The organism is Methylosinus sp. PW1, from assembly GCF_000745215.1.
Taxonomy (GTDB): Bacteria; Pseudomonadota; Alphaproteobacteria; order Rhizobiales; family Beijerinckiaceae; genus Methylosinus.
Map to the genome: position 1 here is coordinate 51,637 of NZ_JQNK01000008.1, position 22,895 is coordinate 74,531.

The window sequence follows — 22,895 nt, forward strand, 5'->3', positions numbered from 1 at the left end:
GGCGTTTTCAGTAGAGGCTGGGAATGAGCCGCGCCGTGCGCGCGCGATAGGCGTCATAGACGGCGCCAAAATGCGAGGCGAGCAGCGCCTCCTCGGATTTCATGCGGGCGACCAGCGGCGGAATCGTCGCCGCCGCCAGCAAGAGGCCGATGAGCGAGCGAAAGACCAGCGCCCAGCCGACGAGGCCGATGAGCAGGCCGAGATAGCTCGGATTGCGGATATGGGCGTAGAGCCCGGTCGTCACCAGCTCATGGCCCGGCTGAATGGCGACGAGGCCGCTGAAGCGTCGTCCGAGCACGAAGACCGGCCACAGCCGCAGCACGCCGCCGATGGCGTAGAGGATGACGCCGATCCAGCGCAGCGTCTCGCCGCCGATCGTCAGAATGTCGAGGCGATCCGTATAGGCGGGCAGAAAAGCGTCCAGGATGCCGATGATCGCGAAGACGGCGATGACCCAGCGATTGCCGCGATCCTCGCGCACGCCGGGGCCGAGATGGCCTTGCGTGAAAGCGGCGGCGACGGCGAGCGCCAGAGTGACGAGCGTCAGCGCCGCGAGCGGCGGATTTGCGAGAAAGGCCGAAACGCCGCCCGCGCCGAGCGCCGTGAGGCCGAGATAGGCGAGGGTGAAGAGGATGACGAGCGCGCCTGTCGCGAGCCTCTTCATCGGCGATCCTCCAACACTTGCAGCGCGGCGCGGCGGCCGGAGCCGATCGCGCTCTCGATAGAGGGGACGCCTTCGACATGCTGGCCCGCAAAAACGATCGGCCCCAAAGGCGCGCAGGCGATGCGCCGCGGCGCCTGCGCGCGGTCGAGCCTGCCGCTCGCGTCGCGCGTCGCGCCGAAGAGAAAGCCCGGCGGCGGCCGCAACATGCTGTGCCCCCAGCGATAGAGAAACAGCGCGCTCACATCGCGATCGAAATCGAAATCCGCGTCGCGCATCAGCCGTGACAGATCGCTGCGGAGCGAGTCTTCGTAATCGGAGAAGGGCGTGTGCATCAGTCTCATGCGCGCTTCGGCGAGGCCGTCGAGCGGCGCGTCGCAGCCGCCATAGAAGGTGAGAATCGTTTGCCGCTCGGGATCGCCGCGCTTGTCGCTCATCCAATCGGCGACGATGTAATTGACGAAATGCCGGCCGCCCCACCAGCTCTGGCTGTAACCGAGGCCGAGCTGCGATAGCGGCGCGGCGCGGCGCAGCGCGACATTGGCGGTGACGAGCGGCGCCGCATGGAATTGCGCCCAGGCCGCTTTGCGCGCGGCGTCGGAAAGATGCGCGACGAGATGGCGCGCGCTCTGCGCCGGCGCGGCGAGGATGATCCGCGCGCCGAAGATGCGGTGAAAGCGGTCATTTTGGAAATAGACGACGTTCGCGCCCCGCGCCGTCGTCTCGATCCGTAGCGCCGTGGCGTTGGTTTCGAAATGCGGCGGCGTCTCGCTCTGCGTCAGCCGACGCAGCGTGCGGCGCGCGATTTCCGACGTTCCGCCCGGATAGGTGAAGACCGAGCCGCGGGTCAGCTCGCTCGAGAGGAAAGCGATGGCGCTGTGAGCGTTCACCTGCTCTGCTGTCCCGCCGAAAGCGCTCAGCGTGTAGGCGGTGAAGAAGCGCGAGACGATCGCGTCGCAGCCGAGCGTCGCCTCGAGATGCTGCGCGAGGCTGACGCTCGAGAGATCGTCGAGCGCGGGGTCGCTCTCATCGGCCGGATCGGCGAGGCCTTTTTCGCCGAGCGCGCGGATCGCCGCGAAAGCGCGGGCGAAGTCTTCGCGAAGGCGCGCGTCATAGGGAAGATGCGCGGCGCCGCGCTCGAATGTGTCTATGTTCCAGCCGCGCGCGCCGGCGCCGAGGCCGGGCGCGAATTCGTCGAAATAAAAGCTGCTCTCCGGGCCGGGGACGCTCTGCGCCAGCCAATCGACGTCGATCGCGCGATAGAATTGCGCGAGCCAATCGGCGGAAGGCGCGGTTCCATAGGCGCCGGCGGTGGAGGCGGAGCCGGGGAGAGGCGGGGCGTCGTCGCGGCCGGCGTTGCCGCCGAGGACAGGCGCCGCCTCGAGGATCAGCAGGCGCGCCCGCGGGCGTTCGCGCAGCAGATGATGCGCCGCGGAAAGGCCAGAAACGCCGCCGCCGATGACGATGACGTCGAAGCGTCCGCCCGCGTCCGCGAGCGGGATTTCGCCGGAGAGATCGTCGCAGCCGGGCGCGAGCGAGACGAAATCTTTCTCGAATGTCAGCCGACCGTCGCGCAGCCAATGGGAGACGGTGAAGGTCGCCGGCAGATTGCCGCCGCGCAGCACGCGCGGATCGAGGCCAATCGGCCCATCGCAGCTTCCGCCCGTGACGGCTCGGGCGGGAGAGCTATGCGAGAGCGCGCCGCCCGCGGCGATCAGCAGGCCATTGAGAAAATCGCGTCGCGCTATGCCGTCGGGGAAGGGCGTTCGAGCCATTGGTCTCGCTCCTCCCGCGCCGGCGGCGGCGTCAGCGGCCGTCGGGCGTGAACATCATGCGCAAGCGCCCGCGATGGCCTCGCTCGCTCCAAGCGCCGGAGCGCTTGGCGCTATGCGGGACCTGCTCCTCCGGCGCGAAGGAGAGCGCGGAATGGGCGTTGCGCGCATGGGCCGCCGGGCCGAAGGAGGCGAGGCAGCGATTATAGGCGTCCGCCGCCTGTATCTGCTCGCAATCGCCTATGTTGCGCGGTTCGGCCGCCGCCGCGCCGGCGGCGACGCAAGAACCGGCGAGGCAAGCAATAAAGACGAAGCGAATCATGCGAAGCATCGTCAACCTCTGAGTTGGGCGCCCGTTTTCTTGCCCGCCTCTGTGACAATTTTGTGGGCGAGCGCCTCGAGATCGGCGTCGGTGAGCGTTTTGTCGCGGGGCTGCAGCCGCACGGCGACGCCGACCGATTTCTTGCCCTCCGGCACGCCTTGCCCTTCGTAAATGTCGAAAATCGCGACATCGACGATGAGCGTGCGATCGGCGCCCTGCACGGCGCGGATGAGATCGCCGGCCGGCTGGGCGCGGTCCAGCAGAAAGGCGAAGTCGCGCGAGACGGGCTGGAGATCGGAGAGCTCCAATTTCGGCTTGGCCTTAGTGGGCTTGGCCTTGGGCGCCGGCAGCGCGTCGAGAATAATCTCGAAAGCGGCGATCGGCCCCTCGACGTCGAGCGCCTGCAGCACGCGCGGATGCAATTCGCCGAAATGGCCGATGACCGCCTTGGGGCCGAATTGCAGCGTCGCCGAACGGCCGGGATGGAGCCAGTCGGGGCCGCCGGCCACGATCTGCAAGCCGCCGGTGGCGACGCCGAGCGTCTGCAGCAGCGCGAGTGCGTCCGCCTTCACGTCGAAGACGCCGACCGCGCGCTCCTTGCCCGACCAATGGCGGCCGGCGCCGGCCGGCAGAGCGAAGCCTCGGCGCAGGCCCGTGGCGGCGATCTTCTGGCCCTTCTCATCCTCGCCGAGGAAGATTTGCCCGACCTCGAACAGAGCGACGTCGGGAAAGCCGCGCGCGGCGTTGCGGCCGGCGGCGGTCACGAGGCCGGGCAGCAGGCTTGGACGCATGTCGGAAAGCTCGGCGGCGATGGGATTGGCGAGCGCGAGGCGATGATTGTCGCCGCTGCCGAAAGCCTGCGCCAGCTCCTTTGAGACGAAGGACCAGGTGACGGCCTCCACCAGCCCGCGCGCCGCCAGCGCTCGCCGCGCCGCGCGCTGGCGCTTTTGCAGCAGAGTGAGAACCGGCTCGGTTACGCCGGCGTTGCGCGGCAGCGGCGTGGCGGCGATGGTGTCGAAGCCGGCGATGCGGGCGATCTCCTCGACGAGATCGGCCTTGCCTTCGATGTCCGGGCGCCAGCTGGGGACGCCGACCAGCGCCTCCTCGCCCGCCGCTTCGACCGTGAAGCCGAGGCGCGTGAGAATGGCGGTCGATTCCTCTTTCGAGACGTCGAGGCCGGTGAGGCGTTTCGTCTCGCTCCAGGGGAAGCGCAGCTTGCGCGTCGGCGTTTCCGCCGAGCCGCAGATGGCGACCTCCGAAGCCTCGCCGCCGCAGAATTCCAGCACCAGTCTGGTCGCCAGATCGAGGCCGGGCAGAGCGAAGGCCGGATCGACGCCGCGCTCGAAACGATAGCGCGCGTCGGTGGAAATGCCGAGCTTGCGGCCGGTGTGCGCGATATTGGCCGGATCCCACAGCGCGGTCTCGATCAGCACGTCCGTCGTGTCGTCGGAGCAGCCGGAATGCTCGCCGCCCATGACGCCGGCGAGAGATTCGGGGCCATTGTCGTCGGCGATGACGACCATGTCGGAATCGAGCTTGTAGCTCTTGCCGTCGAGCGCGAGCAACTCCTCGCCGACGCGGGCGCGACGCACCACAAGATCGCCGGCCACTTTCTTCGCGTCGAAGACATGCAGCGGACGTGCGCGGTCGAAGGTCAGATAATTGGTGATGTCGACGAGCGCATTGATCGGGCGCTGGCCGATGGCGCGCAGCCGATCCTGCAGCCAGGCCGGGCTCGGCCCATTCTTGACGCCGCGCACCAGACGCAGCGCGAAGAGCGGCGCGAGATGCTTGTCGTCCTCAATGAAATCCAGCGTGACGCGCTGCGGAATGGCGAAGCCGCCTGTGATCGTCTCGACAGAAGGCGTCTTCAGCGTTCCGAGGCCCGCCGCTGCGAGATCGCGCGCGATGCCGTAAATGCCGGCGGCGTCGGAGCGGTTCGGCGTCAGATTGATCTCGATGACCGGATCGTCGAGCCCGGCCCATTTGGCGTAGACCGCGCCGATGGGCGCATCCTCCGGCAGCTCGATAATGCCGTCATGCTCGTCGGAGAGCTCCAGCTCGGCGGCCGAGCACAACATTCCGAGCGATTCGACGCCGCGAATGACGCCCTTGCCGAGCGTGATCTTCTTGGCTGGAATATAGGTTCCCGGCGCCGAGAAGACGGTCTTCAATCCCGTGCGCGCATTGGGCGCGCCGCAGACCACCTGCACAGGCGCGCCTTCGCCCGTATCGACCATGCAGACGCGCAGCCGATCGGCGTTGGGATGCGGCTTCGCCTCGATCACATGCGCGATGCGGAAATCCTTCAGCTGCGCGGCGGGATCGTGCAAATGCTCGACCTCGAGGCCGATGCGCGTCAGAGTTTCGACGACCTCCTCGAGCGAGGCGTTCGTCTCGAGATGGTCTTTCAGCCAGGAGAGTGTGAGTTTCATTCGAGGTCAGTTCCTGCCGGCGTCGGCGATGGCGTTTCGACGCCGCTTTGTCACGAGATGGGCGGCGAGCAATAATCTCGTTTCCGCCTCGAGAGATTTTATGGCCGCGACGGTCTCCCGCGCTTCCTCGACCAATTTGAGCGTATCGTCACGTCCGTAACGGAAAGGTTCTGGATCATAGTCCGCCTCTTCGCGCGCCTGCTGGAGGCGTAAAAAGGACGAGCCGATTTTTTCGACTTCGGCGCCATAGGATTTCGAGGTCCGCGCTCGCTCGAATAAGCGGCGGGCTTCGTTGTGATCCAGCGACCGATAGACTGGACTGAAAATGCTCCACGGCTTTTTCCATCCGACGAGCTCGTCGGCGCATAGGCCGGCGAGCGCGTGAAAAACGGCGTAATAGGCAGTCGAAGCGGCGCGCCGCAATGACGCTTGTCTCGGCTTGCCCTTCTCGCGTTGGGCGAGATCATGCGCGATATCGAGCAGATCATCGATCATCAATGCGACGCCGAAGATTTCGCATCGCGCGCGCGAATATCGTCGACGGCATATTCGTCGCCCGGGAATTTGAAGCTCAGATAGGGGAAGCGCGTATCGCCCAGCGCCAGAAGAGCGTTGCTGACCGCCACTTGTGTTTCTATCGACTCCCGGGCGCTCAGATCGTCTGGCCCGGTCTTCGTCACTATATCGAGGAACAGCGCCGGCTCATCGGCATGGTTGAAATCCTCTCGGACGTCGACATGATCGAATCGCGCAGGACCGAGCGCGCGACGCAGCGCATCATCGATCGCATATCGCATGGCCTCGGTCATCATCTTCATCTCTCCATGCCGCTTTCGCTTCGAAGCCTCACCCGCTCAAGCCCCCCGCCAGCGTCGGGAAATCCAGCGGCCTGAATCCATAATGCGTCAGCCAGCGCGCATCGGCCTCGAAGAAGGCGCGGAGATCCGACATGCCGTATTTCAGCATGGCGAGCCGATCTATGCCGACGCCGAAGGCGAAGCCCTGATATTTGTCGGGATCGAGCCCGCAATTGCGCAGCACATTCGGGTGCACCATGCCGCAGCCCAATATCTCCATCCAGTCCTCACCCTCGCCGAAGCGAATGTCGCCGTCCTTGCGGCGGCATTGCACATCCACTTCCGCGGAGGGCTCGGTGAAGGGGAAGAAGGAGGGGCGAAAGCGCATCTTCACGGACTTCACCTCGAAGAAGGCCTTCAGAAACTCCTCCAGCACCCATTTCAAATGGCCCATATGGGTCGTCTCGTCGATGACGAGCCCCTCGACCTGATGGAACATGGGCGTATGCGTCTGGTCGCTGTCGCAGCGATAGGTGCGGCCGGGGCAGATCACGCGGATCGGCGGCGCCTTGCTCAGCATGGTGCGCACCTGCACCGGGCTCGTATGGGTGCGCAGCAGCTTGCGCTTGCCGTCGGCGCCCGGCGGAAAGAAGAAAGTGTCGTGCATCTCCCGCGCGGGATGCCCCTCGGGGAAGTTCAGCTTGGTGAAATTATAATCGTCGCTCTCTATGTCCGGCCCTTCGGCGACCGAGAAGCCCATATCGGCGAAGATCGCCGTCAGCTCGTCCATCACCTGTGAGATCGGATGAATGCGCCCCAGCTCCTGGCCGCTCTCCTGCACCGGCAACGTCACATCCACTGTCTCGGCGGAGAGGCGCTTCCCCAGCGCTTGCCGCTGCAGAATGTCGCGACGCGCGGCGAGCGCCTCTTGGGCCTTGTCCTTCAGCGCATTGATCTTGGCGCCTTCGGTCTTGCGGTCGTCCGGCGACATTTTGCCGAGCGTCGCCAGCAGCGCCGAAATGCTTCCCTTTTTGCCGAGAGCGCCGACGCGCACGGCCTCGAGCGCGGCCTCATCGGCCGCCGCCGCGATCGCCGCCAGAGTCTCGGTTTCCAGTTCCGCTATGTTCGTCATCGTCCCGCCACGGCTTTTTTGAGATTCCGGGGCGGTTTGTGCCACGCTCGGCAGGCGATGTCGAGAACGCGGGCGGCGGGGGCGCCGCCGCGCCGGGGCCGCCGCGCCCGCACCGACTATTTTAGATTTTCCAGCGCAGCGCCATGCCGGCCTGCCAATTCTTGGAGAGCTGCGGCCCGTTCAGGCTCTGATAGACCGGAATGCCCGCTTCCAGCGCGATGGTGAGCGCCTCCACGCCGATGAGGGCGCCGGCGATCGTCGCGCCGCCCCACAGCTCCACGCGCTGGCCGCCGTAGAAATTCGGATTGGCCGCCTGCGCCTTGCCGCGGATCATCGGATCGAGCCCGCGGATTTCGCCCTGCGTCGAGGCGCCGACGCGGAAAGTGGTGGTGAGGCCTTTGATCCAGCTATAGCCGGCCCAGCCGTTGAACTCGTGCAGATCGCCCCAGAGATAGCCCTCCGGATTGGCGGCGAGCGGAAAGCGGCCGCGATAGGAGAGGCCCCAGGACCATTTGTCGAAATGGCCAGCGTAGACGATTCCCGGCAGAACGTCGAAAGTGCCGGCGCCCGGCTGCAATGCGTAAAAGGCGCGGCTCGTGGCGTAGCTGCCGTCCGGCAGCAGCAGGCGGAAGGTGTTATGGGTGCTTCCCGTCGGGAAGCTCACGCCGAGATTGAGCTGAATACGGTGTATCGGGTCCTGATAGACGCGATAGATCGTCGAGGCGGTGAAATCGGTCAGGCCGTCGGTTCCCGTATGGCTCAACCCCAGCCGGTTGAGGCTCGTCGGCCCTTGGAAGGTCAGCATGTCGAGATTGCGCTCGATCATGCCGCCGGTAATCACGACGGACCAGTCTCTGGTTATTCCATAGGCGAGCGCGAGCGTCTGCGAAGCGACCGAGACATTCTGCGGCACCAGCCGGAGCTTCAATGTCGGATGGCCGAACCAGGGCGTCGTCGCCGCCACCTCTTCCGATGAGACCTGCCGCGTTCCCTTCAGCGTATGCGAGAGATTGGCGAATTGCGGGATGATGGAGACGACGAGCTTGCCGGCGGGCGGCATATCGGCGCCGAAGACGCCGAGCGGCGCGGGCGGGAGCGGAGCCGGCGCCGCCACATCGGGCGCAGGCGCGGGGACGAGCTTCGCGGGCGCGTCCGCGCCCACCGCCTCTCCGACGCAGACGCCGAGCAGAGCGGCGGCGATGGCCAAAGTCTTCGCGCTCGCAGCGGTCGGGCGCGGCGGAGCGCTTCGTTTCATTCTCATCATTTTGTGTCTGCCCCTCGTCGGCGCCGCGCTCCGTCGGGGCGCGACGGACAAAAAAAGCCGCCGTCCGACGATCGCGCTTTGGGCGCGACACGATCGGAACAGCGGCGTTGCTGATTTTGGCCCGTCTTTGGGCCACGCCGAAAGCTCGGCTCTCGGCGTCCGACTAGACGCAATCTCCGCGCCATCTCAGCGCGGCCGGCCTCGTCTCGACAAATCAGGCGCTTGTGAAAAAGCGGCGCGCGGGCGGCGCGATAATTAGCCCGCAAAATATGCGACGGGCGCCGAATTGCTGTGCGATTTTCGGCGCTTCGTCGCTCTCAGTGGACGCCGAGCAGCGCTCGCGCGGCCTCGGCGATCACCGCTTCCTCATTGGTGGGAAGCACGAGGGTTTCGATGCGGCTCGACGGCGCGCTGATGATTTGCGCATTCGCCGCATTCGCTTCATCGTCGAGCTCGAGGCCGAGAAAACCGAGATAGGCGCAGATGCGCGCGCGCATGGAGGGCGAATTCTCGCCGACGCCGGCCGTGAAGACGAGGAGGTCGAGCCCGTTCAGCGCGCTCGCGAGCGAGCCGATCTCGCGCGCGGCGCGATAGGCGAAGAGCGCCATCGCCTCCTCCGCCGCGGGATAATCGCTCGCCTCGAGCGCGCGCAGATCGTCGCTGATCGCGGAGACGCCGAGCAGGCCGGATCGCTCATAGAGCAGCGCATGGACTTGCTTGGGCGAATAGCCCTCCTGCATCACGAGATGCAGCAGCAGGCCGGGATCGATCGCGCCGCTGCGCGTGCCCATCATCAGCCCGTCGAGCGCTGTGAAGCCCATTGTGGTGGCGACGCTCTCAAGATCGCGCATGGCGCAGAGGCTGGCGCCATGGCCGAGATGCGCGACGATCGTGCGCCCCTGGGCGCGTTCGAGGCGGCGCAGCTCTTGCGCGATGAACTGATAGGAGAGGCCGTGAAAGCCGTAGCGCAGCACGCCGCGCTCCGCGAATTCGCGCGGCAGCGGAAACAGCTGCGCGAGACGCGGCTGCGTGCGGTGAAAGGCCGTGTCGAAACAGGCGATCTGCGGCAGCTCGGGCGCGCTGTCGAGCAGGCTGCGGATCGGCGCGAGATTATGCGGCTGATGGCTGGGCGCGAGCGGCGAGAGCGCCTCCAGCCGTCGCAATATTTCGGGCGTGACCCGCACGGGACGGTCGAAATCCGCGCCGCCATGGACCACCCTATGCCCCACGGCCGCGAGGGGAAGCTCCGCCAGACGCTCGCCGATCGCCGCGATGAGCCAGCGCGCCGCGCCCTCGTGGTCGATGTCTGGCGCGGGGCCGGGGCCGGCGGCGAGCGCCGCCGCGACCTCGCCTTTGACGGAAAAGCGCGCCGGCTGGTCTTTCTCCTTTATGGCGGTGACGCCGCCACGGCAAAGAGGCGCGAGCGTCGCCGCGTCATAGAGCGCGAATTTGAGGCTCGAGGAGCCGGCGTTGAGCGCCAATAGAACCGCAGAAGGGCCGCTCACGCAGCCTCCACGACGCGATGGGCGAAGAGCTGCGCCAGCGCGCAGGAGACGATGCGGGCGCGCACGCCATCGGCGCGACTCGTCAGCACGATCGGCGCGCGGGCGCCGAGCACGATGCCGGCGTCCTCGGCGTCGGCGAGATAGACGAGCTGCTTGGCGAGAATATTGCCGGCCTCGAGATCGGGCGCGAGAAGAATATCGGCGTCGCCGGCGACATTGGAGACAATGCCTTTCGCCTTCGCCGCCTCGGGCGAGATGGCGTTGTCGAAGGCGAGCGGACCATCGACGTCGGCGCCTCTGATCTGGCCGCGGTCGGCCATTTTGCAGAGCGCCGCGGCCTCGATCGTCGAAGGGATTTTGGCGTCCACCGTCTCCACGGCGGAAAGAACGGCGAGCTTGGGGCGCTCTATGCCGAGCGCATGGGCGAGATCTATGGCGTTTTGCGCAATGTCGCGCTTCTCAGCGAGCGTGGGGGCGATGTTGATCGCGGCGTCGGTGACGAGCAGCGGCTTGCAGTAATTGGGCACGTCGAGAACGAAGACATGGCTGACGCGCCGCTCGGTGCGCAGGCCCGTCCCTTCGCGCACCACGGCGCCCATCAGCTCGTCGGTGTGGAGCGACCCTTTCATCAGCGCCCCGAGCTCGCCGCGCCGCACCAGCTCGACGGCGGCGTCGGCGGCGGCGTGGCTATGCGGCGCGTCGACGATCTCGACGCCCTCGAGCGAGAGGGCGGCCGCTGCGGCTGCGGCCGCGATCTTGGCGCGCGGCCCGACCAGAACGGGAGTGATGAGTCCCTGATCGCGCGCAGCGAGCGCGCCTTGCACGGAAACCGTGTCGCAAGGATGCACGACGCCGATGCGAATGGGGCGCAGCGCGCGGCATCGCTCGAGCAGCGACTCGAAATACAGGCCGCAAGGCGCGCCGGAGGCCGCGACATCGCGCCGAAACAGCATCGGACCTCCTTGCGACCTTCGCTCGCTCCCGCAATCAGTCGGCGGGCGCGGCTCCCGCCTCGCTCTCGGCGCGTAGCGCCGCCGCTTCCGTCCGCACGCAAGTGTCGCTCACCCGCTTCTCGGTCGGCTGCAGCCCGATCCAGGCGCCGATCCGCTCGGGATCGAAGCCCGCCTCGCAGCGGCCGCCGACCTTGATGAGCGGTCTGCGGATCAATATTGGATCGATGATCATCATGACCAGCGCCGCTTGCGGCGTGATGGTCTCTATGTCGATCTCGCCGGATTTGACGCGGGGCGCCGCGAGATTGAACCACTCGCGCACCGGCGTCTCGCCGAAATAAGGCCGCAGGCTGGAGACGCTCCAAGGCTCGGCGAGCAGATTGCGCACCTGCAGCGCATGGCCGGAGGAGAGCAGCAGAGCCTTTTGGCGCGCGTTTCCGGCGCAGCCGGGTTTCTCGTAGAAGATAACGTCGGCCATACGCCACCTCGAAGAGCGACTACCGAAGAAGGAGCTTTGTCTCTTTTATAGCGCATTTTTGTGCGCTGCGGAACGGCCGTGATTCGTTCGGGAGGAGAATTTTAACGAATCAGAAACCATTAGCGGTGAAGCGCCGATAACGACGCGTCTTTACGTAGAAGGGCGTGACGCGCCGATGACAGCGCGTCACGCGAAGCGGCGGGCCGCGCGTTTCATAAAGAGGCAGGCCGCTCCAGGATGGCGCGGTCGCTTCATAGAGAGGAAAGTGAGAAGGCCGCGTCTATTCGGTCACGCCGAATTTATGTAAATGCGCGCCATGCGTGGAGAGCCAGCCCTCGGCGCGATCCGTCTCGGCGCAGAGGCGCCGCGTCAGCGCCCAGAAACGATCCGAATGATCGAGATATTCGAGATGCGCGACCTCATGCGCGGCGAGATAGTCGAGCACGAAAGCGGGCGCCATTATGAGCCGCCAGGAGAAATTCAGCGAGCCCGACGCCGAGCAGGAGCCCCAGCGGCTCACCGTGTCGCGCAATCCGACGCTGCGCGCGGGCAGGCCGAGCGCGCGCGTGTGGCGCTCCACCGCCGCCTCGAGATCGTGGCGCGCCTCGCGTTTCAGAAAATCGACGATGCGGCGATGCACATGTTCCTCGCGGCCGGCGACGCAGAGATCGAAACCGTCGCAGAGCGCCGTGTCGAGAGCGAAACGCGTCTCCGTCCATACGGTCCCACGCGCGCTGGGGCGATGCGCGATGGAATGGTCCACGCCGCGGAGCGGCACGACGGCGCCGTCGCGAAAGGGGATCGTGTCCGGCAGGCGATTGAGCCGCGCGGCGATCCAGGCGGCGTGACGCTCGGTGAACTCGCGCGCCTCACGTAAGGAGGCGCGCGCGGGCATTGTGAGCACAGCGTCGCGCGCAGCGAAGCGCACGCGCAGCGTGAAGCGCCGCGCGCTGCGCAGACGGCGCAGCGAGACGGTGAGCGTCTCGCCCGCATGTGTGAGTGTCAGGGCGGTGGAGCCCGCGGCTTTCGCGAGCCCGTCGCGTCGAAGACGAAGCATGATTCGATGCTAACGCAAAGCCGCGCCGAGTCGCGACAGGGAAGTTCGCGACCTACACAAAAAAATCTCGGCTGTGTCGTTTTTGCGTCTCTGTGTCTTCGCGTCTCGGCGTCGCGCGTCACATATAGCGCTCGAGATCGCGCGCGGCCTCGGCGGGCTTGCGTCCCACATTGAAGGAGCTGACGAAGCGGCCGTTCTTGTCCATCAGATAGACGACGGTCGTATGGTCGACCGCATAGTCCTCGCCGCTTTCCGCAGCCTTCTTCGAATAGATGCGATATTCCTTCAGCATCGGATCGAGCTGCGCGCGCTCGCCGGAGACGCCGACGATGCGCGGATCGAAATTGGAGAGATAGTCCTTGAGCACGGCGGGCGTGTCGCGCTCGGGATCGACGGTCACGAACAGAGCGCCGGCGTTGGCCTTCGGCCCCAGCGCGCGCAGCACCTCGGAAATCTCGAACAGAGTGGTGTGGCAGATGTCCGGGCAATGCGTGTAGCCGAAGAAGACGAGGAAGGGCCTGCCGAGAAAGTCCTTCTCGGTGACTGTCTGGCCATTATGCGCGACGAGCTGGAACGGCCCGCCGATGGCGGAGGCGGGCGGCGGCGGCGGCTTGAGGCTGGTGAACGCCACCAATGCGGCGAAGGCCGCGAGAAAGACTCCGCCGATCGCGAAGAGAGGCAGCTTGGGAAGGTCGCGGCCCTTGGCGCGACCCTTTTGCGAACTCTTGGCGTAGCTCTTTGACATGCGTTTCTTCCCGAAGATATGGCGTCGTTTCTCGTTTATCGCCGCGGCCGAGTAGATCGCGGCGCGTCGCGATCATCGGCGGCTCTGTAGAGCGGCTGGGCCGGGCGGCGGCGATCTCGCGTGACGCTCCTCTCTATGCGCGGAACTTAGCCTGCGGAGGAGCGTTCGCCAAGCGTCACAGCAGAGCGTCACAGCAGAGTGGCGCGGCGGAGCGAGGCCGTCGCCGCGGCGCCGCGTCGCAGCACGCCTTACGAAATCGCCCGCGGCGGCGACGGCCGGATATATAATGTCGGCGCATCGATTCTCCCATTGAGCGCAGGCGCGAGAACATGAGCGACGATCCGAACGCCAGCCCCGGAAAAATCCTCGTCGGCGCGAGCGCCGACGGCGTTTATAGTTACCTTACCCTTTCCGTCGGCAATCGACACGGCCTCATCGCCGGCGCGACCGGCGGCGGCAAGACAGTGACGCTGCAAAAGCTCGCCGAAGGCTTCTCCAATGCGGGGACCGCCGTCTTTCTCGCCGATGTGAAAGGCGATCTCGCCGGCCTGTCGCAGCCCGGCGAGATGCGCCAGGCCTTTGTCGATCGTTCGCTCGAGATCGGCCTCGCCTATGCGGTGGACCGTTTCCCCGTCGTGTTCTGGGATTTGTTCGGCGAGCAGGGGCATCCGGTGCGCGCCACCATTTCCGAAATGGGGCCGCTGCTGCTCGCGCGCCTGCTCGAGCTCAATGACGTTCAAGAGGGCGTGCTCAATGTGACGTTCCGCGTCGCCGACGAGCAGGGGCTCTTGCTGCTGGACCTCAAGGATCTGCGCGCCGCGCTCACCTATGTCGCCGACAATGCGGGCTCTTTGAAGACGAAATACGGCAATGTCGCGCCCGCGACCGTCGGCGCCATTCAGCGCCAGCTGCTGGTGCTGGAGACGCAAGGGGCCGAGAAATTCTTCGGCGAGCCGGCGCTCGACATTTCCGATTTTCTGCGCGTCGATCGCGACGGCCGGGGCGTCATCAATATACTCGCCGCCGACAAGCTGATGCGCTCGCCGCGGCTCTACGCCACTTTCCTGCTGTGGCTCTTGTCGGAGCTGTTCGAGCAGCTGCCGGAGGTCGGCGATCTCGCGCAGCCCAAGCTCGTCTTCTTCTTCGACGAGGCGCATCTCCTCTTCGACGATGCGCCCAAGGCGCTGCTGACGGCGATCGAGCAAGTGGTGCGGCTCATCCGCTCCAAGGGCGTCGGCGTTTATTTCGTCACGCAAAATCCGCTGGATGTGCCGGACAGCGTGCTCGGCCAGCTCGGCAATCGCGTGCAGCATGCGCTGCGCGCCTTCACCCCGCGCGACCAGAAAGCCGTGCGCGCGGCGGCGGAGACCTTCCGCCAAAATCCGGCCTTCGACACGGCGGAAGCGATCATGCAGCTCTCCGTCGGCGAGGCGCTCGTCTCCATGCTCGACGCCAAGGGCAAGCCGGAGATCGTCGATCGCGTGCTGATCGCGCCGCCCGCCTCGCGCGTCGGGCCGATCACCGCCGAGGAGCGCGCCGCCGTGCTGGCGGAGAGCGCGCTGCGCGGCAAATACGACATGCCCATCGATCGCGAATCGGCCTTTGAAATATTGCAGAAGCGCGCCGAGGGCCATTTGAGCTCGGCCGGCGCCGGCCCCGCCCGGCCCGAGGCGCAGACGACGCAGGCGAGCGCCGGCGGCGGTCTCATCGGCACGCTCGGCGGCGTGGTCGGCGGATTGTTCAAGCGCGAGAATCCCAAGCGCATGTCCACCGGCGAGCTGGCCATGCGCTCGGCGGTGCAATCGGCGGCGCGCTCCATCGGCACGCAGATCGCGAAGGAAGTGCTGCGCGGCGTGCTGGGCGGGATATCGCGCTGATGGACGACGCTCTATGGCGCGATCGACCAGACCGGAAAATCCGCCTTCGCATCTTTCAGATCGATGGTCGGCACGCAATGCTCATTGAATCGTCCATATATAGAGTCGCATATAATGCTCCGCCCACAGGCCTGGTTGAGAAAGAAATGGCTGCGGCGCGCTTTGCGCGATTATCCGCTCTATGATCCGCCGCACAAGGTGGAGGAGCGGCTGCTCTCGCGGGAGCAGGCGGCCGAGAATTTCGACTATTTCATGAGCGTGCGCCATGAACGCGTCGCTTATTTTCGGGAGTGGCTGCGCCGTTATTTCTGCGTCTCCATCTGGCCGGACGAGAAAGGTGTCAGGGCGCTCAATCGCTGGGGCAATAAATTTGCGGGGTTGCTCGTTCTCGTGGGGCCGGACGGCTATCCGACGGGTTCATACTACACCTACGACCCGCCGTGGACGGGCGAGAACACCGGCTACAATGTGATCTTCGACATGGGAATCACAACCGGCGAATTCATCATCGGCAATTGCCCGAATCTGCATTGGGATTTCGATCCGATCTCGCCGGTGCTGCCGCGCAGGGCCGAGAAGCTGAAGCAGTCGGCAGGCATGGGTTTCCAGAGGCCGAGGCTGACTGGTTTCGACGATCCGGTTTCGGAAGGCGTGCCTCTGCATAACGCCTATGGGTTTGCGCGGCAAATGCTGAGCAATATGGTCACGGTCGAGGGTTATCGCAGATATAGCGGCCGTCCGCGTGGTATGCGGCGGATGACCCGCGACCAGCTTCTGAGTGGATTCACGGCGACGATACGCATCTACCCGTCCGGTGACCTGGGCGGCGAGATTGACGAGCTGCGGCGACATATGGAGCCACAAGAATATTTGAAATTCGTCGACAGGATATCGGTCGAAGAGGAAGACGACGACGATGAGTGACGATAACGCGGCGATATTCACATAAGCCCTTGCGGCCGCTCTCCGCGCGGCTCTCGCCCGCGCATGGCGATCAGCCAATAGATCGTCCCCGTCAAAGCCCCGGCGAGAAAGAACAGCAGCGTGAAGCGCCCCTCGGCCGGGCTCGCCTCGATAAAGCGTCCGCTCCCGCGCGCGGCGCGGAGTATCGTCGGCGCGGCGGCGGCGAGCAGGGCCGTCGCCCCGGCGTACCAGGTGTAGGCGCGCGCTCCGGCGATCTCGCCGACGAGCGCCACAATGGCGAGCGGCGCCGCGCAGGCGGCGATCCCCATGGCCCAGAGCAGATAGCCGAAGGCCGCCGCGACATCATCGGGCTCGGCCGAGAACAGCGCGCCCATGGCCAAGGACGAGCCGGCCTCGCGCGTCGCGGGATCGCTGAGCGCGGCGATGGGCAGGAAGATCATGCCCGCGCCGGCGGCGAGCACGAAGGCGAAAGAGACGACGAGGAGGCGACGCAGCATGTGGCTCGATTGCGATCAGGGCTCCAGCACCGAATCCCAATAGAGATAATCGAGCCAGCTCTCATGGAGATAATTGGGCGGGAACAGCCGCCCATTGCGGTGGAGATCGGCGACGCTCGGCTGAAAAGGCGGCTGGGCCGGCAGCATATGCGCCTCATGCGGCAGCCGGTCGGCCTTGCGCAGATTGCAGGCCGAGCAGGCGGCGACGACATTCTCTTCTATGGGGGTTAAAGCGATATATTGCAACTCGCACTCCCTGCCGAAAAGCCACGATTTTGCGGGCTGTCTCGCCGCCGACATACCCCATGGGCGACCGTTATGGTCCAGCTTGATCCTGCGTTCTTGGGGGTTGTATATTGCATCGTGTAACTCTGACAAGCGATTCGATTTTTCATTTTCGATAGGGCTGCGGGGCGATGGGCAGGTTCCATACTACGGTTTGGGTGCCGGTGGAGACGCCGCCTGGACAATCGATCCCGCTGATCGTCCTCGACACCGGTCAGATCCTCTACGAAGCGTGGTATTTTTTCCGCGCCGACGGCGTCCGTGGCCACAGCTCCGCTTGGTTCGAAAAAGCGGCCCGCTTCATCGGCTCCTTCTACGACTATTTCCGCGCCACTCATAAAGGGTCGCTTGGGGACAAAGCCGACGCGGACGCTTTTATCGACAACTGCATGAGTGCTTTTGCTTACGGCACCGTGCAACCCGACGGCACGGACCCCACGGGGTTGTTTTGGGAGCCTTGGATGCCGTCGAAGCTCGCTCATGCGAGGAGCGTCCTCAAGGACTTCTGTCGCACTGTCACCGACCTCTGGGGGGAGAAGAACCCGCTTTCCGCCAGCCGCTTCGCCTTGGCCACGTCATCCGCTTTCGCCCGCGAACAGAAACAACGCCACTCGAAGCTGTTCCACCTCTCGTTCCGAGATGCGGGGAATCACGGGAAGGTCAAGCCGCTTAATGCCGCGCGCGGCGCGATCGTCGCCCGCAGGGGCAGTGCGAAGGTGTTCCCCAGGAGGCTGATCGGACCGTTGCTGTTCGAGGGGTGCCTACGTACGCGTCAGGCGAAGGACTTCGGGCACCCGATCGCGAACAAGTACAATCTAACGCTGATGATGGCCCTGACATTGATCGCCGGCGCCGGGCTGCGGAAGTCCGAAATCTTCCATATGTTTGTGGACGATGTTCGGACGAACAGGGTGCATCTGTACGATCCTGTCCTTGGACAAATCTCTTGGAGGGGAAAGCGCACCGGCAAACTGGTGTCGGGGCAGCGCACCCAATATCTGGCCGAACAATTCGGGCGAACGCCGAGAAGCAAGCTGCCGTACCACGATAGCGAGCATGCGGGGTGGAAGTCGATGCTGCTCGATCATGGCGAGCCAGACTTCTATGCCGTCGCCCATTGGATGAACGGCCGGCTTCGGTCCCTTTTCTACCATCTCTATCGCATCTATCGCGACCATGTGCGACCGACGGGACTGGACCATCCGTACCTTTTCGTATCGTTGAGCCATCTGGATTTCGGAAGGCCTTGGAGCATCGGCGCCTTCAACGAAGCCTTCGAGGCGGCCCTCGATCGCATCGGTGAGACGCCCGACGCCAATCGAGGTCTGAACCCGCACGGCTTGCGCCACCTCTATGGACAGACCCTCGTGGACATGAGCCTGCCGCCCGTGGTGATCCAGCAGGCAATGCACCACAAGAGCATCGAATCCCAACTGGTCTACACGAAGCCATCATTCGAGCGCATAAAGAATATGCTGGATGCCGCGAGCAATTTCGATTCCGATAACGATTATGTCATTCCACCAAATAACGGAATATTAGATTATCACTGGAAATCTGATCCCTTGAATCTTTTTGCCCATTGGAACACATGAGCGAGCTATGTTGGACACACCTGTTACGAAGCGCCTGCTGCACGTCACTACCGAGGTAGAAACTTTCGGAAATATAGAGGTCAACCTGTCGCTTAATCGGCTATTCGTTCGAAACGAGCCGGTGGACAAATGGCATTCATACGCTAATTCTCTGAGAGAATATTTGGAAGTGAAGGCGGGAAAATCTCTGCTTCACTACAACAAATGCAATCATGAATATTTCACGGGTGTCCGTGATGCCTTGCTCGAGGCAAAAAGCGTCGACGATGTAATCGGATGCATCGATGAAATGCTTGAGTGTTCGGTCGAAATTCGGGAGCACGGGTTCGGCGTTGGCGACGATAAAAAGCGTGCGAAAGGAGGCGTTAGGCTCCGTCGCGGCGTCAGGCTCCTTATCGAACAGGCGCGCAACCACGATCTCATACTTTACCCCGCAGGCATGATGACGCCCGCTAACGTAGGTTGGATCGGCAGCGGCGTCGAGGCCCAAACATTTGTCCTTCATCGGGATCTGAAGGAGGTCGTGGAGAGACTGACGCTCGGAAGGACAAACGAGTATGATCGCAAAAGGCTTTCGACATTGTTCGAGCATTTGATCGGTTGCGCGAGATTCGCTTCAGTCACGGATTTTACCGAGAAGTTCTTCGATAGATTCTGGGCGTGGATCGACGACGAATATCGTGAGTCGATCAAAACGACAAAAACACAGTCCTCGGCGCATGCCAGGACAAAATGTCAGCTTGATAAAATATTTGAGGCGCTGTTTTCAAATCAGTTTGGAATTGATCCAGAATTCGAATTGAATTATGAGAGGAAGATCCGCGATAGACTCATAAAGAATAAAAATAGTACGCTGAATCATTCTTTTGCATGGTTGGTGGATGGCGACGATGCTCGCCCTGACCTTGCGGCGTGGGCGGAGGCGTTCTCATGGTGGATTAATAATAAGCCCTTCAAATCTCCAGAATCCTTGGTCACAAGTATCAAGCCGTTCATCAAATGGTTACGGTCGCTTCGAGATCCGCCGTTGGCGCCGCAGGAATGCTCGAGGCGTCACATCAAACGTTTGCAGGATTCCGCCGAGCCGGAAATCACCTACATCGAGTATATCCATCGGGAAGGCTATGCAGGACGACAAATCGGCTACAATGCCCTGAGCGACTTGAAGAGGTTCTTCGAGCAGTGGCAGGACGAGCACGGACGAAACTTTCCAGACTGGCAGTCGCCAATCAAATCGTTCGATAATGATTCCAGTTGGACATCCGGTTCTGGAAAAACCGACAAGGAGGTTCTCCCGATCCGTATTATCAAGATGATGAAGGATCTGATCACCGAGAACGATTACGCATGGCCGAGATCACTTTCTGAAGACTACTTTGATTTCTATGACGATAAACTGGATTGCTTCGTAAATGTCTGGTGTCCAGCTCGATCTCTCGGCTTGCTTACATTGCTCATCATCCCCATTCGGACGATCCAGATGCGCCTGCTGGACAGCGGCGAGGCGGACGAAACCATCTATGATCGCGAAAAGAAGGAATGGATCGCGAATGAACACCCTCTTGCCGTCCAAGGGCGGCAGGAAGGGTTCTGGAAAAGCCTCTACGACCACTCTTCGCAGAGGGACTCCGTGGGAATACACATCACCACGAACAAGACGGCGGTGGTTACGTCGGCGGAGTTCGAGGTCGGCTACGACATTCCATGGGACTGCGCGGAACTGGCCCCGCACATCGACTTTCTCATCGAGTGGCAAAAAAAATACAATCCAGCCAAACGGTTGATGACGCGTCGACTCTGCACGGATAAGCGGCTTAACCCGAACGACGCCACAGAGAATTTGCCCGGCTATACGTTCCTGTTCCGCGACCCGACAAACACGAGAGGTCACAAGGACGAGCCGGTTACGTACAACCGGCTGAACAATCTCTTCCCCAAATGCCTCGCGGAGATCGAGCGCAGACTGGCGGCTCAGGGCGAGAAGGTACAACTTACCAGATCGGCGGCCGAGGATGAACTGACTGGAGCCGTTCCCCGCAATCCGTCGTATTCCCTCCACGGATTGCGGGCGGCGGGCATCACCCACTTCGTCAAGGCCGGCGTCCCGATCCAGGTGATCGCCGAGTTCCTGTCGGGGCATGCGACGATCCTGATGACGCTGCACTACGCCAAATTCGGCCCAGCCTACATCACGGACGTGCTCGATCAGGCTCAAGCCGCTCTCGACGACGGGATGGAGGAGGATTTCCTCTCCTTCATGAACGAAGTCGACGCGAATCGCCTGAGCGATTTCGTGGCGTCCAACGACGAAAGCGGCTTGGAGCGGTTGGCGGACACTTCCCCGGGGCTCTGGTCGATCGGGCTCGATGGCGTGTGTCCGACCGGTCGAGCCATGTGCGACCAAGGCGGGGAAAAGCTGTCTTCGCAGAACAACCCCCACTATGCGCCAGTTCCCGGCGGCCCCCGCAACTGCGCCCTCTGCCGGTTCTTCATCACCGGCCCCGAGTTCCTGAACGGCCAAGTCGTGGCTTTCAACACCCACGTCTTCTCGATCGGTGAAAAGGCCAAGGATCTGCAACGCGTCAAAGAGAAGGTCGCGGAAGCCGAGGCCGCCGGGAAGAAGAGCCGGCTCGTCGAGCGCGAGCGCAACCTAGTCGATGCTCTCGAAAAGGAGATCGACCTGATGCTCAAGTCCATGCAGGCCCGCTTCGCGCTGATCGAAAAATCGAGGGTGCTGCTGCACGACCGCGCCCGCAAGGGCGGCGCCCAAGAGGACGACAGGCCGAAGCGGCTCGGTTGGCTCACCCGCATGGGGGCTCAGGAGGACATCGAAGTCGTTCTGGAACATACCTCCGAATGGGATCTCGTCGACTTCGTCGCCCATGCCTGCGAGCTTTTCCCCGAGAAGGCCGAGCCTTCCGCCCGGCTGAAGAAGGGAAAGATCCTCGACCAGTTCCTGAAGAAGAACGGCTACGAAGCCCTGTTCTACCAACTGTCTGTCAATCGGCATCGAAAATTGACCCCCGATCGGCGTTCAAAATTGACCCCCTTTTGGCGTAGGGCGGAACGCGAGCGCTCGCCCCGGCGGAGCTGGCGGGGTTGCGCAGCCGGGGCGAGTGCGTTTCGGTTCGCGATGTGATCGGGAAGCGTCAGGCGCGGTTCTTGAAGCGCCAGCTTTCGTTGCCGGTCTCGACGATGTCGCAATGGTGGGTGAGGCGATCGAGCAGCGCGCTGGTCATTTTCGCGTCGCCGAACACGCTCGGCCATTCGCCGAATGCGAGATTGGTAGTGATGATGATAGAGGTGCGTTCGTAGAGCCGGCTGATCAGATGGAAGAGCAATTGTCCGCCAGATTGCGCGAAGGGCAAGTAGCCGAGCTCGTCGAGTATGATGAAGTCCATTCTCGTGAGATATTCCGCGAAGCGTCCCTGACGACCTCCTCGCGCTTCGGTCTCGAGCCTGGTGACGAGTTCGACGGTGTTGAAGAAGCGGCCGCGTTTTCCAGCGCGAATGCAATTTCTTGCAATCGCTATCGAAAGATGGCTCTTCCCCGTACCGGTTCCACCGACGAAAACACAATTACGTTGTTGGTCGAGGAAGCCGCCGTTCGAGAGATCGCGCACCAACCCTTCATTGATCGGCGTACCGTTGAACTGGAAGCCGTCGAAGTCCTTCGCCAGCGGCAATTTGGCGATCGTCATCTGATATTTGATGGAGCGCGCGTGCTTTTCGGCGATTTCCGCCTCGAGAAGATCGCCGACGATGCGTGGCGGCTCATGCTGCCTCTTTATGCCACTCGACATCACCTCGTCATAGGCGTTCCTCATGCCGAAGAGCTTGAGCTCTCCCATGAGATCGAAGAGCTTGGTGCGTTCCATCAGCCTGTTCTCCTCAATTGATCATAGCGGGCGCAGTCGGCGAGCGGCATGTGCAGCAGCATCAACGACTCGGGCGTCGGGATCGTCGGCGGGGGCGGCGGCTCGCGCCGGCGAGCGAGAATGTTGAGAATGACGTCGGCGGAATGGACGCCTTGGCCGAGCGCCTCCGCGCAGGCGGCTTCCACCGCGGTCAATCCGTCCTCGACGACGGCGGCCAGAACCTTGACCATCTGTCGATCGCCATCATTGCTGCCGGCGAGCTTGCGCCGCACGCGCTCGATCGCTCCCGGCAACACCCAGTCCTTGAACGGCGCGCCGTTCCGTAGCGCGCCGGGCTTGCGCGCGAGAACTGGCACATAATGCCAGGGATCGAAGATCGTCGCGCCGCGCCCGAAGGCCCGAGCATGTTCGGCGACCACCCGCCCTTTTTGGCGGAAGACGATGCGGTCGGCGTAGGCGTGGATCTCGACCGGGGCGCCGACGGCGCTCGCATTGACCGAGTATTTATTGTTGTCGAAGCGCACGAGGCAAGTCTTCGACACCGACGCGGTCAGCTCGTGGAATCCGTCGAACCGCCCGCGCAGCGGAACGAGCTTCGGGCGCTCTTCTTCTGCGAATTCCGACGCAATCCGGCCAGGGATTCCGATTTGATCCCGGCCGGCGTTCCGATTTGAAGTCGGCCACCGTTCCGAACTGAAGCCGGCCACCGGGAGGCCCT

The 22,895-nt window shown here is 63.6% G+C and carries 19 protein-coding genes and 2 pseudogenes; 4 read left to right on the top strand and 17 right to left on the bottom strand.

All coding sequences use genetic code 11. The annotated features are described in order from the left end of the window. Nucleotides 1–7: 7 nt before the first annotated feature. From K369_RS05675 to K369_RS05740, 13 genes are all read right to left on the bottom strand, one after another. On the bottom strand, nt 8–664 hold the full coding sequence (locus K369_RS05675; protein ID WP_036289037.1) for an isoprenylcysteine carboxylmethyltransferase family protein: 657 nt from the start codon (nt 662–664) through the stop codon (nt 8–10). Then, complete coding sequence (locus K369_RS05680; protein ID WP_036289040.1) at nt 661–2,436, bottom strand: FAD-dependent oxidoreductase; 1,776 nt, start codon at nt 2,434–2,436, stop codon at nt 661–663. The genes K369_RS05675 and K369_RS05680 overlap by 4 nt, the downstream gene beginning before the upstream one ends. A gap of 31 nt (nt 2,437–2,467) precedes the next feature. Next, on the bottom strand, nt 2,468–2,764 hold the full coding sequence (locus tag K369_RS05685; protein ID WP_156967747.1) for a hypothetical protein: 297 nt from the start codon (nt 2,762–2,764) through the stop codon (nt 2,468–2,470). A gap of 2 nt (nt 2,765–2,766) precedes the next feature. Then, nucleotides 2,767–5,190 carry a phenylalanine--tRNA ligase subunit beta gene (pheT, locus tag K369_RS05690; protein WP_036289041.1) on the bottom strand — a complete coding sequence of 808 codons (2,424 nt, stop codon included), beginning with the start codon at nt 5,188–5,190 and terminating at the stop codon, nt 2,767–2,769. Between the two features lie 6 nt (nt 5,191–5,196). Then, on the bottom strand, nt 5,197–5,685 hold the full coding sequence (locus K369_RS05695) for a hypothetical protein (protein WP_036289042.1): 489 nt from the start codon (nt 5,683–5,685) through the stop codon (nt 5,197–5,199). Next, complete coding sequence (locus tag K369_RS05700) at nt 5,685–6,002, bottom strand: hypothetical protein (RefSeq protein ID WP_156967748.1); 318 nt, start codon at nt 6,000–6,002, stop codon at nt 5,685–5,687. Before K369_RS05700 ends, K369_RS05695 begins: the two co-directional genes overlap by 1 nt. A gap of 34 nt (nt 6,003–6,036) precedes the next feature. Next, a complete protein-coding gene (gene pheS, locus K369_RS05705; protein WP_036289056.1) occupies nt 6,037–7,119 on the bottom strand; it encodes a phenylalanine--tRNA ligase subunit alpha in 1,083 nt (360 codons plus the stop codon). Nucleotides 7,120–7,240: 121 nt separating this feature from the next. Next, nucleotides 7,241–8,374, bottom strand: a complete 1,134-nt coding sequence (locus K369_RS05710; RefSeq protein ID WP_036289076.1) for a hypothetical protein — start codon at nt 8,372–8,374, stop codon at nt 7,241–7,243. A gap of 326 nt (nt 8,375–8,700) precedes the next feature. Next, nucleotides 8,701–9,888, bottom strand: a complete 1,188-nt coding sequence (locus K369_RS05720) for an acetate/propionate family kinase (RefSeq protein ID WP_036289078.1) — start codon at nt 9,886–9,888, stop codon at nt 8,701–8,703. Then, complete coding sequence (locus K369_RS05725) at nt 9,885–10,841, bottom strand: bifunctional enoyl-CoA hydratase/phosphate acetyltransferase (protein ID WP_051949095.1); 957 nt, start codon at nt 10,839–10,841, stop codon at nt 9,885–9,887. Before K369_RS05725 ends, K369_RS05720 begins: the two co-directional genes overlap by 4 nt. A 34-nt stretch (nt 10,842–10,875) precedes the next feature. Further along, nucleotides 10,876–11,319 carry an ArsC/Spx/MgsR family protein gene (locus K369_RS05730; protein WP_036289079.1) on the bottom strand — a complete coding sequence of 148 codons (444 nt, stop codon included), beginning with the start codon at nt 11,317–11,319 and terminating at the stop codon, nt 10,876–10,878. Between the two features lie 280 nt (nt 11,320–11,599). Next, nucleotides 11,600–12,376 (bottom strand): M48 family metallopeptidase, encoded by a 777-nt coding sequence (locus tag K369_RS05735; protein ID WP_036289080.1) that lies wholly within the window; start codon nt 12,374–12,376, stop codon nt 11,600–11,602. A 118-nt stretch (nt 12,377–12,494) separates the two neighbouring features. Next, on the bottom strand, nt 12,495–13,121 hold the full coding sequence (locus K369_RS05740) for an SCO family protein (protein ID WP_051949096.1): 627 nt from the start codon (nt 13,119–13,121) through the stop codon (nt 12,495–12,497). Between the two features lie 329 nt (nt 13,122–13,450). Here K369_RS05740 and K369_RS05745 point away from each other — a divergent pair, with 329 nt between their 5' ends. Continuing rightward, on the top strand, nt 13,451–14,998 hold the full coding sequence (locus tag K369_RS05745) for a helicase HerA-like domain-containing protein (protein ID WP_036289083.1): 1,548 nt from the start codon (nt 13,451–13,453) through the stop codon (nt 14,996–14,998). A gap of 114 nt (nt 14,999–15,112) precedes the next feature. Further along, nucleotides 15,113–15,922 carry a hypothetical protein gene (locus K369_RS05750; protein ID WP_156967749.1) on the top strand — a complete coding sequence of 270 codons (810 nt, stop codon included), beginning with the start codon at nt 15,113–15,115 and terminating at the stop codon, nt 15,920–15,922. 17 nt (nt 15,923–15,939) lie between these two features. Here the strand turns inward: K369_RS05750 and K369_RS05755 are convergent, their stop codons facing one another. Next, nucleotides 15,940–16,419, bottom strand: coding sequence for a hypothetical protein (locus K369_RS05755; protein ID WP_036289091.1), 480 nt, complete (start codon nt 16,417–16,419; stop codon nt 15,940–15,942). Nucleotides 16,420–16,434: 15 nt separating this feature from the next. Continuing rightward, nucleotides 16,435–16,635: pseudogene (locus K369_RS05760) on the bottom strand (HNH endonuclease); the annotation flags it as partial. 227 nt (nt 16,636–16,862) lie between these two features. Between K369_RS05760 and K369_RS05765 the strand changes: the two are divergent. Both K369_RS05765 and K369_RS05775 read left to right on the top strand, forming a co-directional pair. Continuing rightward, nucleotides 16,863–18,299, top strand: coding sequence for a site-specific integrase (locus tag K369_RS05765; RefSeq protein ID WP_210165042.1), 1,437 nt, complete (start codon nt 16,863–16,865; stop codon nt 18,297–18,299). Between the two features lie 7 nt (nt 18,300–18,306). Beyond that, complete coding sequence (locus K369_RS05775) at nt 18,307–21,438, top strand: VPA1269 family protein (protein WP_084570529.1); 3,132 nt, start codon at nt 18,307–18,309, stop codon at nt 21,436–21,438. A gap of 10 nt (nt 21,439–21,448) precedes the next feature. Here the strand turns inward: K369_RS05775 and istB are convergent, their stop codons facing one another. Both istB and K369_RS05785 read right to left on the bottom strand, forming a co-directional pair. Further along, nucleotides 21,449–22,177, bottom strand: coding sequence for an IS21-like element helper ATPase IstB (istB, locus tag K369_RS05780; protein ID WP_024882319.1), 729 nt, complete (start codon nt 22,175–22,177; stop codon nt 21,449–21,451). Then, nucleotides 22,110–22,791 (bottom strand): annotated as a pseudogene (locus K369_RS05785) (IS21 family transposase); the annotation flags it as partial. The pseudogene K369_RS05785 and the gene istB, both read right to left, overlap by 68 nt. Nucleotides 22,792–22,895 lie beyond the last annotated feature (104 nt).

Excerpts from the sequence above, each read along its gene's own strand:
- K369_RS05695 (WP_036289042.1), bottom strand. The coding sequence starts at position 5,685 with ATGATCGATGATCTGCTCGATATCGCGCATGATCTCGCCCAACGCGAG.
- pheT (WP_036289041.1), bottom strand. The coding sequence starts at position 5,190 with ATGAAACTCACACTCTCCTGGCTGAAAGACCATCTCGAGACGAACGCC.
- K369_RS05735 (WP_036289080.1), bottom strand. The coding sequence starts at position 12,376 with ATGCTTCGTCTTCGACGCGACGGGCTCGCGAAAGCCGCGGGCTCCACC.
- K369_RS05680 (WP_036289040.1), bottom strand. The coding sequence starts at position 2,436 with ATGGCTCGAACGCCCTTCCCCGACGGCATAGCGCGACGCGATTTTCTC.
- istB (WP_024882319.1), bottom strand. The coding sequence starts at position 22,177 with ATGGAACGCACCAAGCTCTTCGATCTCATGGGAGAGCTCAAGCTCTTC.
- pheS (WP_036289056.1), bottom strand. The coding sequence starts at position 7,119 with ATGACGAACATAGCGGAACTGGAAACCGAGACTCTGGCGGCGATCGCG.
- K369_RS05710 (WP_036289076.1), bottom strand. The coding sequence starts at position 8,374 with ATGAAACGAAGCGCTCCGCCGCGCCCGACCGCTGCGAGCGCGAAGACT.
- K369_RS05755 (WP_036289091.1), bottom strand. The coding sequence starts at position 16,419 with ATGCTGCGTCGCCTCCTCGTCGTCTCTTTCGCCTTCGTGCTCGCCGCC.
- K369_RS05740 (WP_051949096.1), bottom strand. The coding sequence starts at position 13,121 with ATGTCAAAGAGCTACGCCAAGAGTTCGCAAAAGGGTCGCGCCAAGGGC.
- K369_RS05700 (WP_156967748.1), bottom strand. The coding sequence starts at position 6,002 with ATGATGACCGAGGCCATGCGATATGCGATCGATGATGCGCTGCGTCGC.
- K369_RS05750 (WP_156967749.1), top strand. The coding sequence starts at position 15,113 with ATGCTCCGCCCACAGGCCTGGTTGAGAAAGAAATGGCTGCGGCGCGCT.
- K369_RS05675 (WP_036289037.1), bottom strand. The coding sequence starts at position 664 with ATGAAGAGGCTCGCGACAGGCGCGCTCGTCATCCTCTTCACCCTCGCC.
- K369_RS05730 (WP_036289079.1), bottom strand. The coding sequence starts at position 11,319 with ATGGCCGACGTTATCTTCTACGAGAAACCCGGCTGCGCCGGAAACGCG.
- K369_RS05745 (WP_036289083.1), top strand. The coding sequence starts at position 13,451 with ATGAGCGACGATCCGAACGCCAGCCCCGGAAAAATCCTCGTCGGCGCG.
- K369_RS05685 (WP_156967747.1), bottom strand. The coding sequence starts at position 2,764 with ATGCTTCGCATGATTCGCTTCGTCTTTATTGCTTGCCTCGCCGGTTCT.
- K369_RS05775 (WP_084570529.1), top strand. The coding sequence starts at position 18,307 with ATGTTGGACACACCTGTTACGAAGCGCCTGCTGCACGTCACTACCGAG.
- K369_RS05725 (WP_051949095.1), bottom strand. The coding sequence starts at position 10,841 with ATGCTGTTTCGGCGCGATGTCGCGGCCTCCGGCGCGCCTTGCGGCCTG.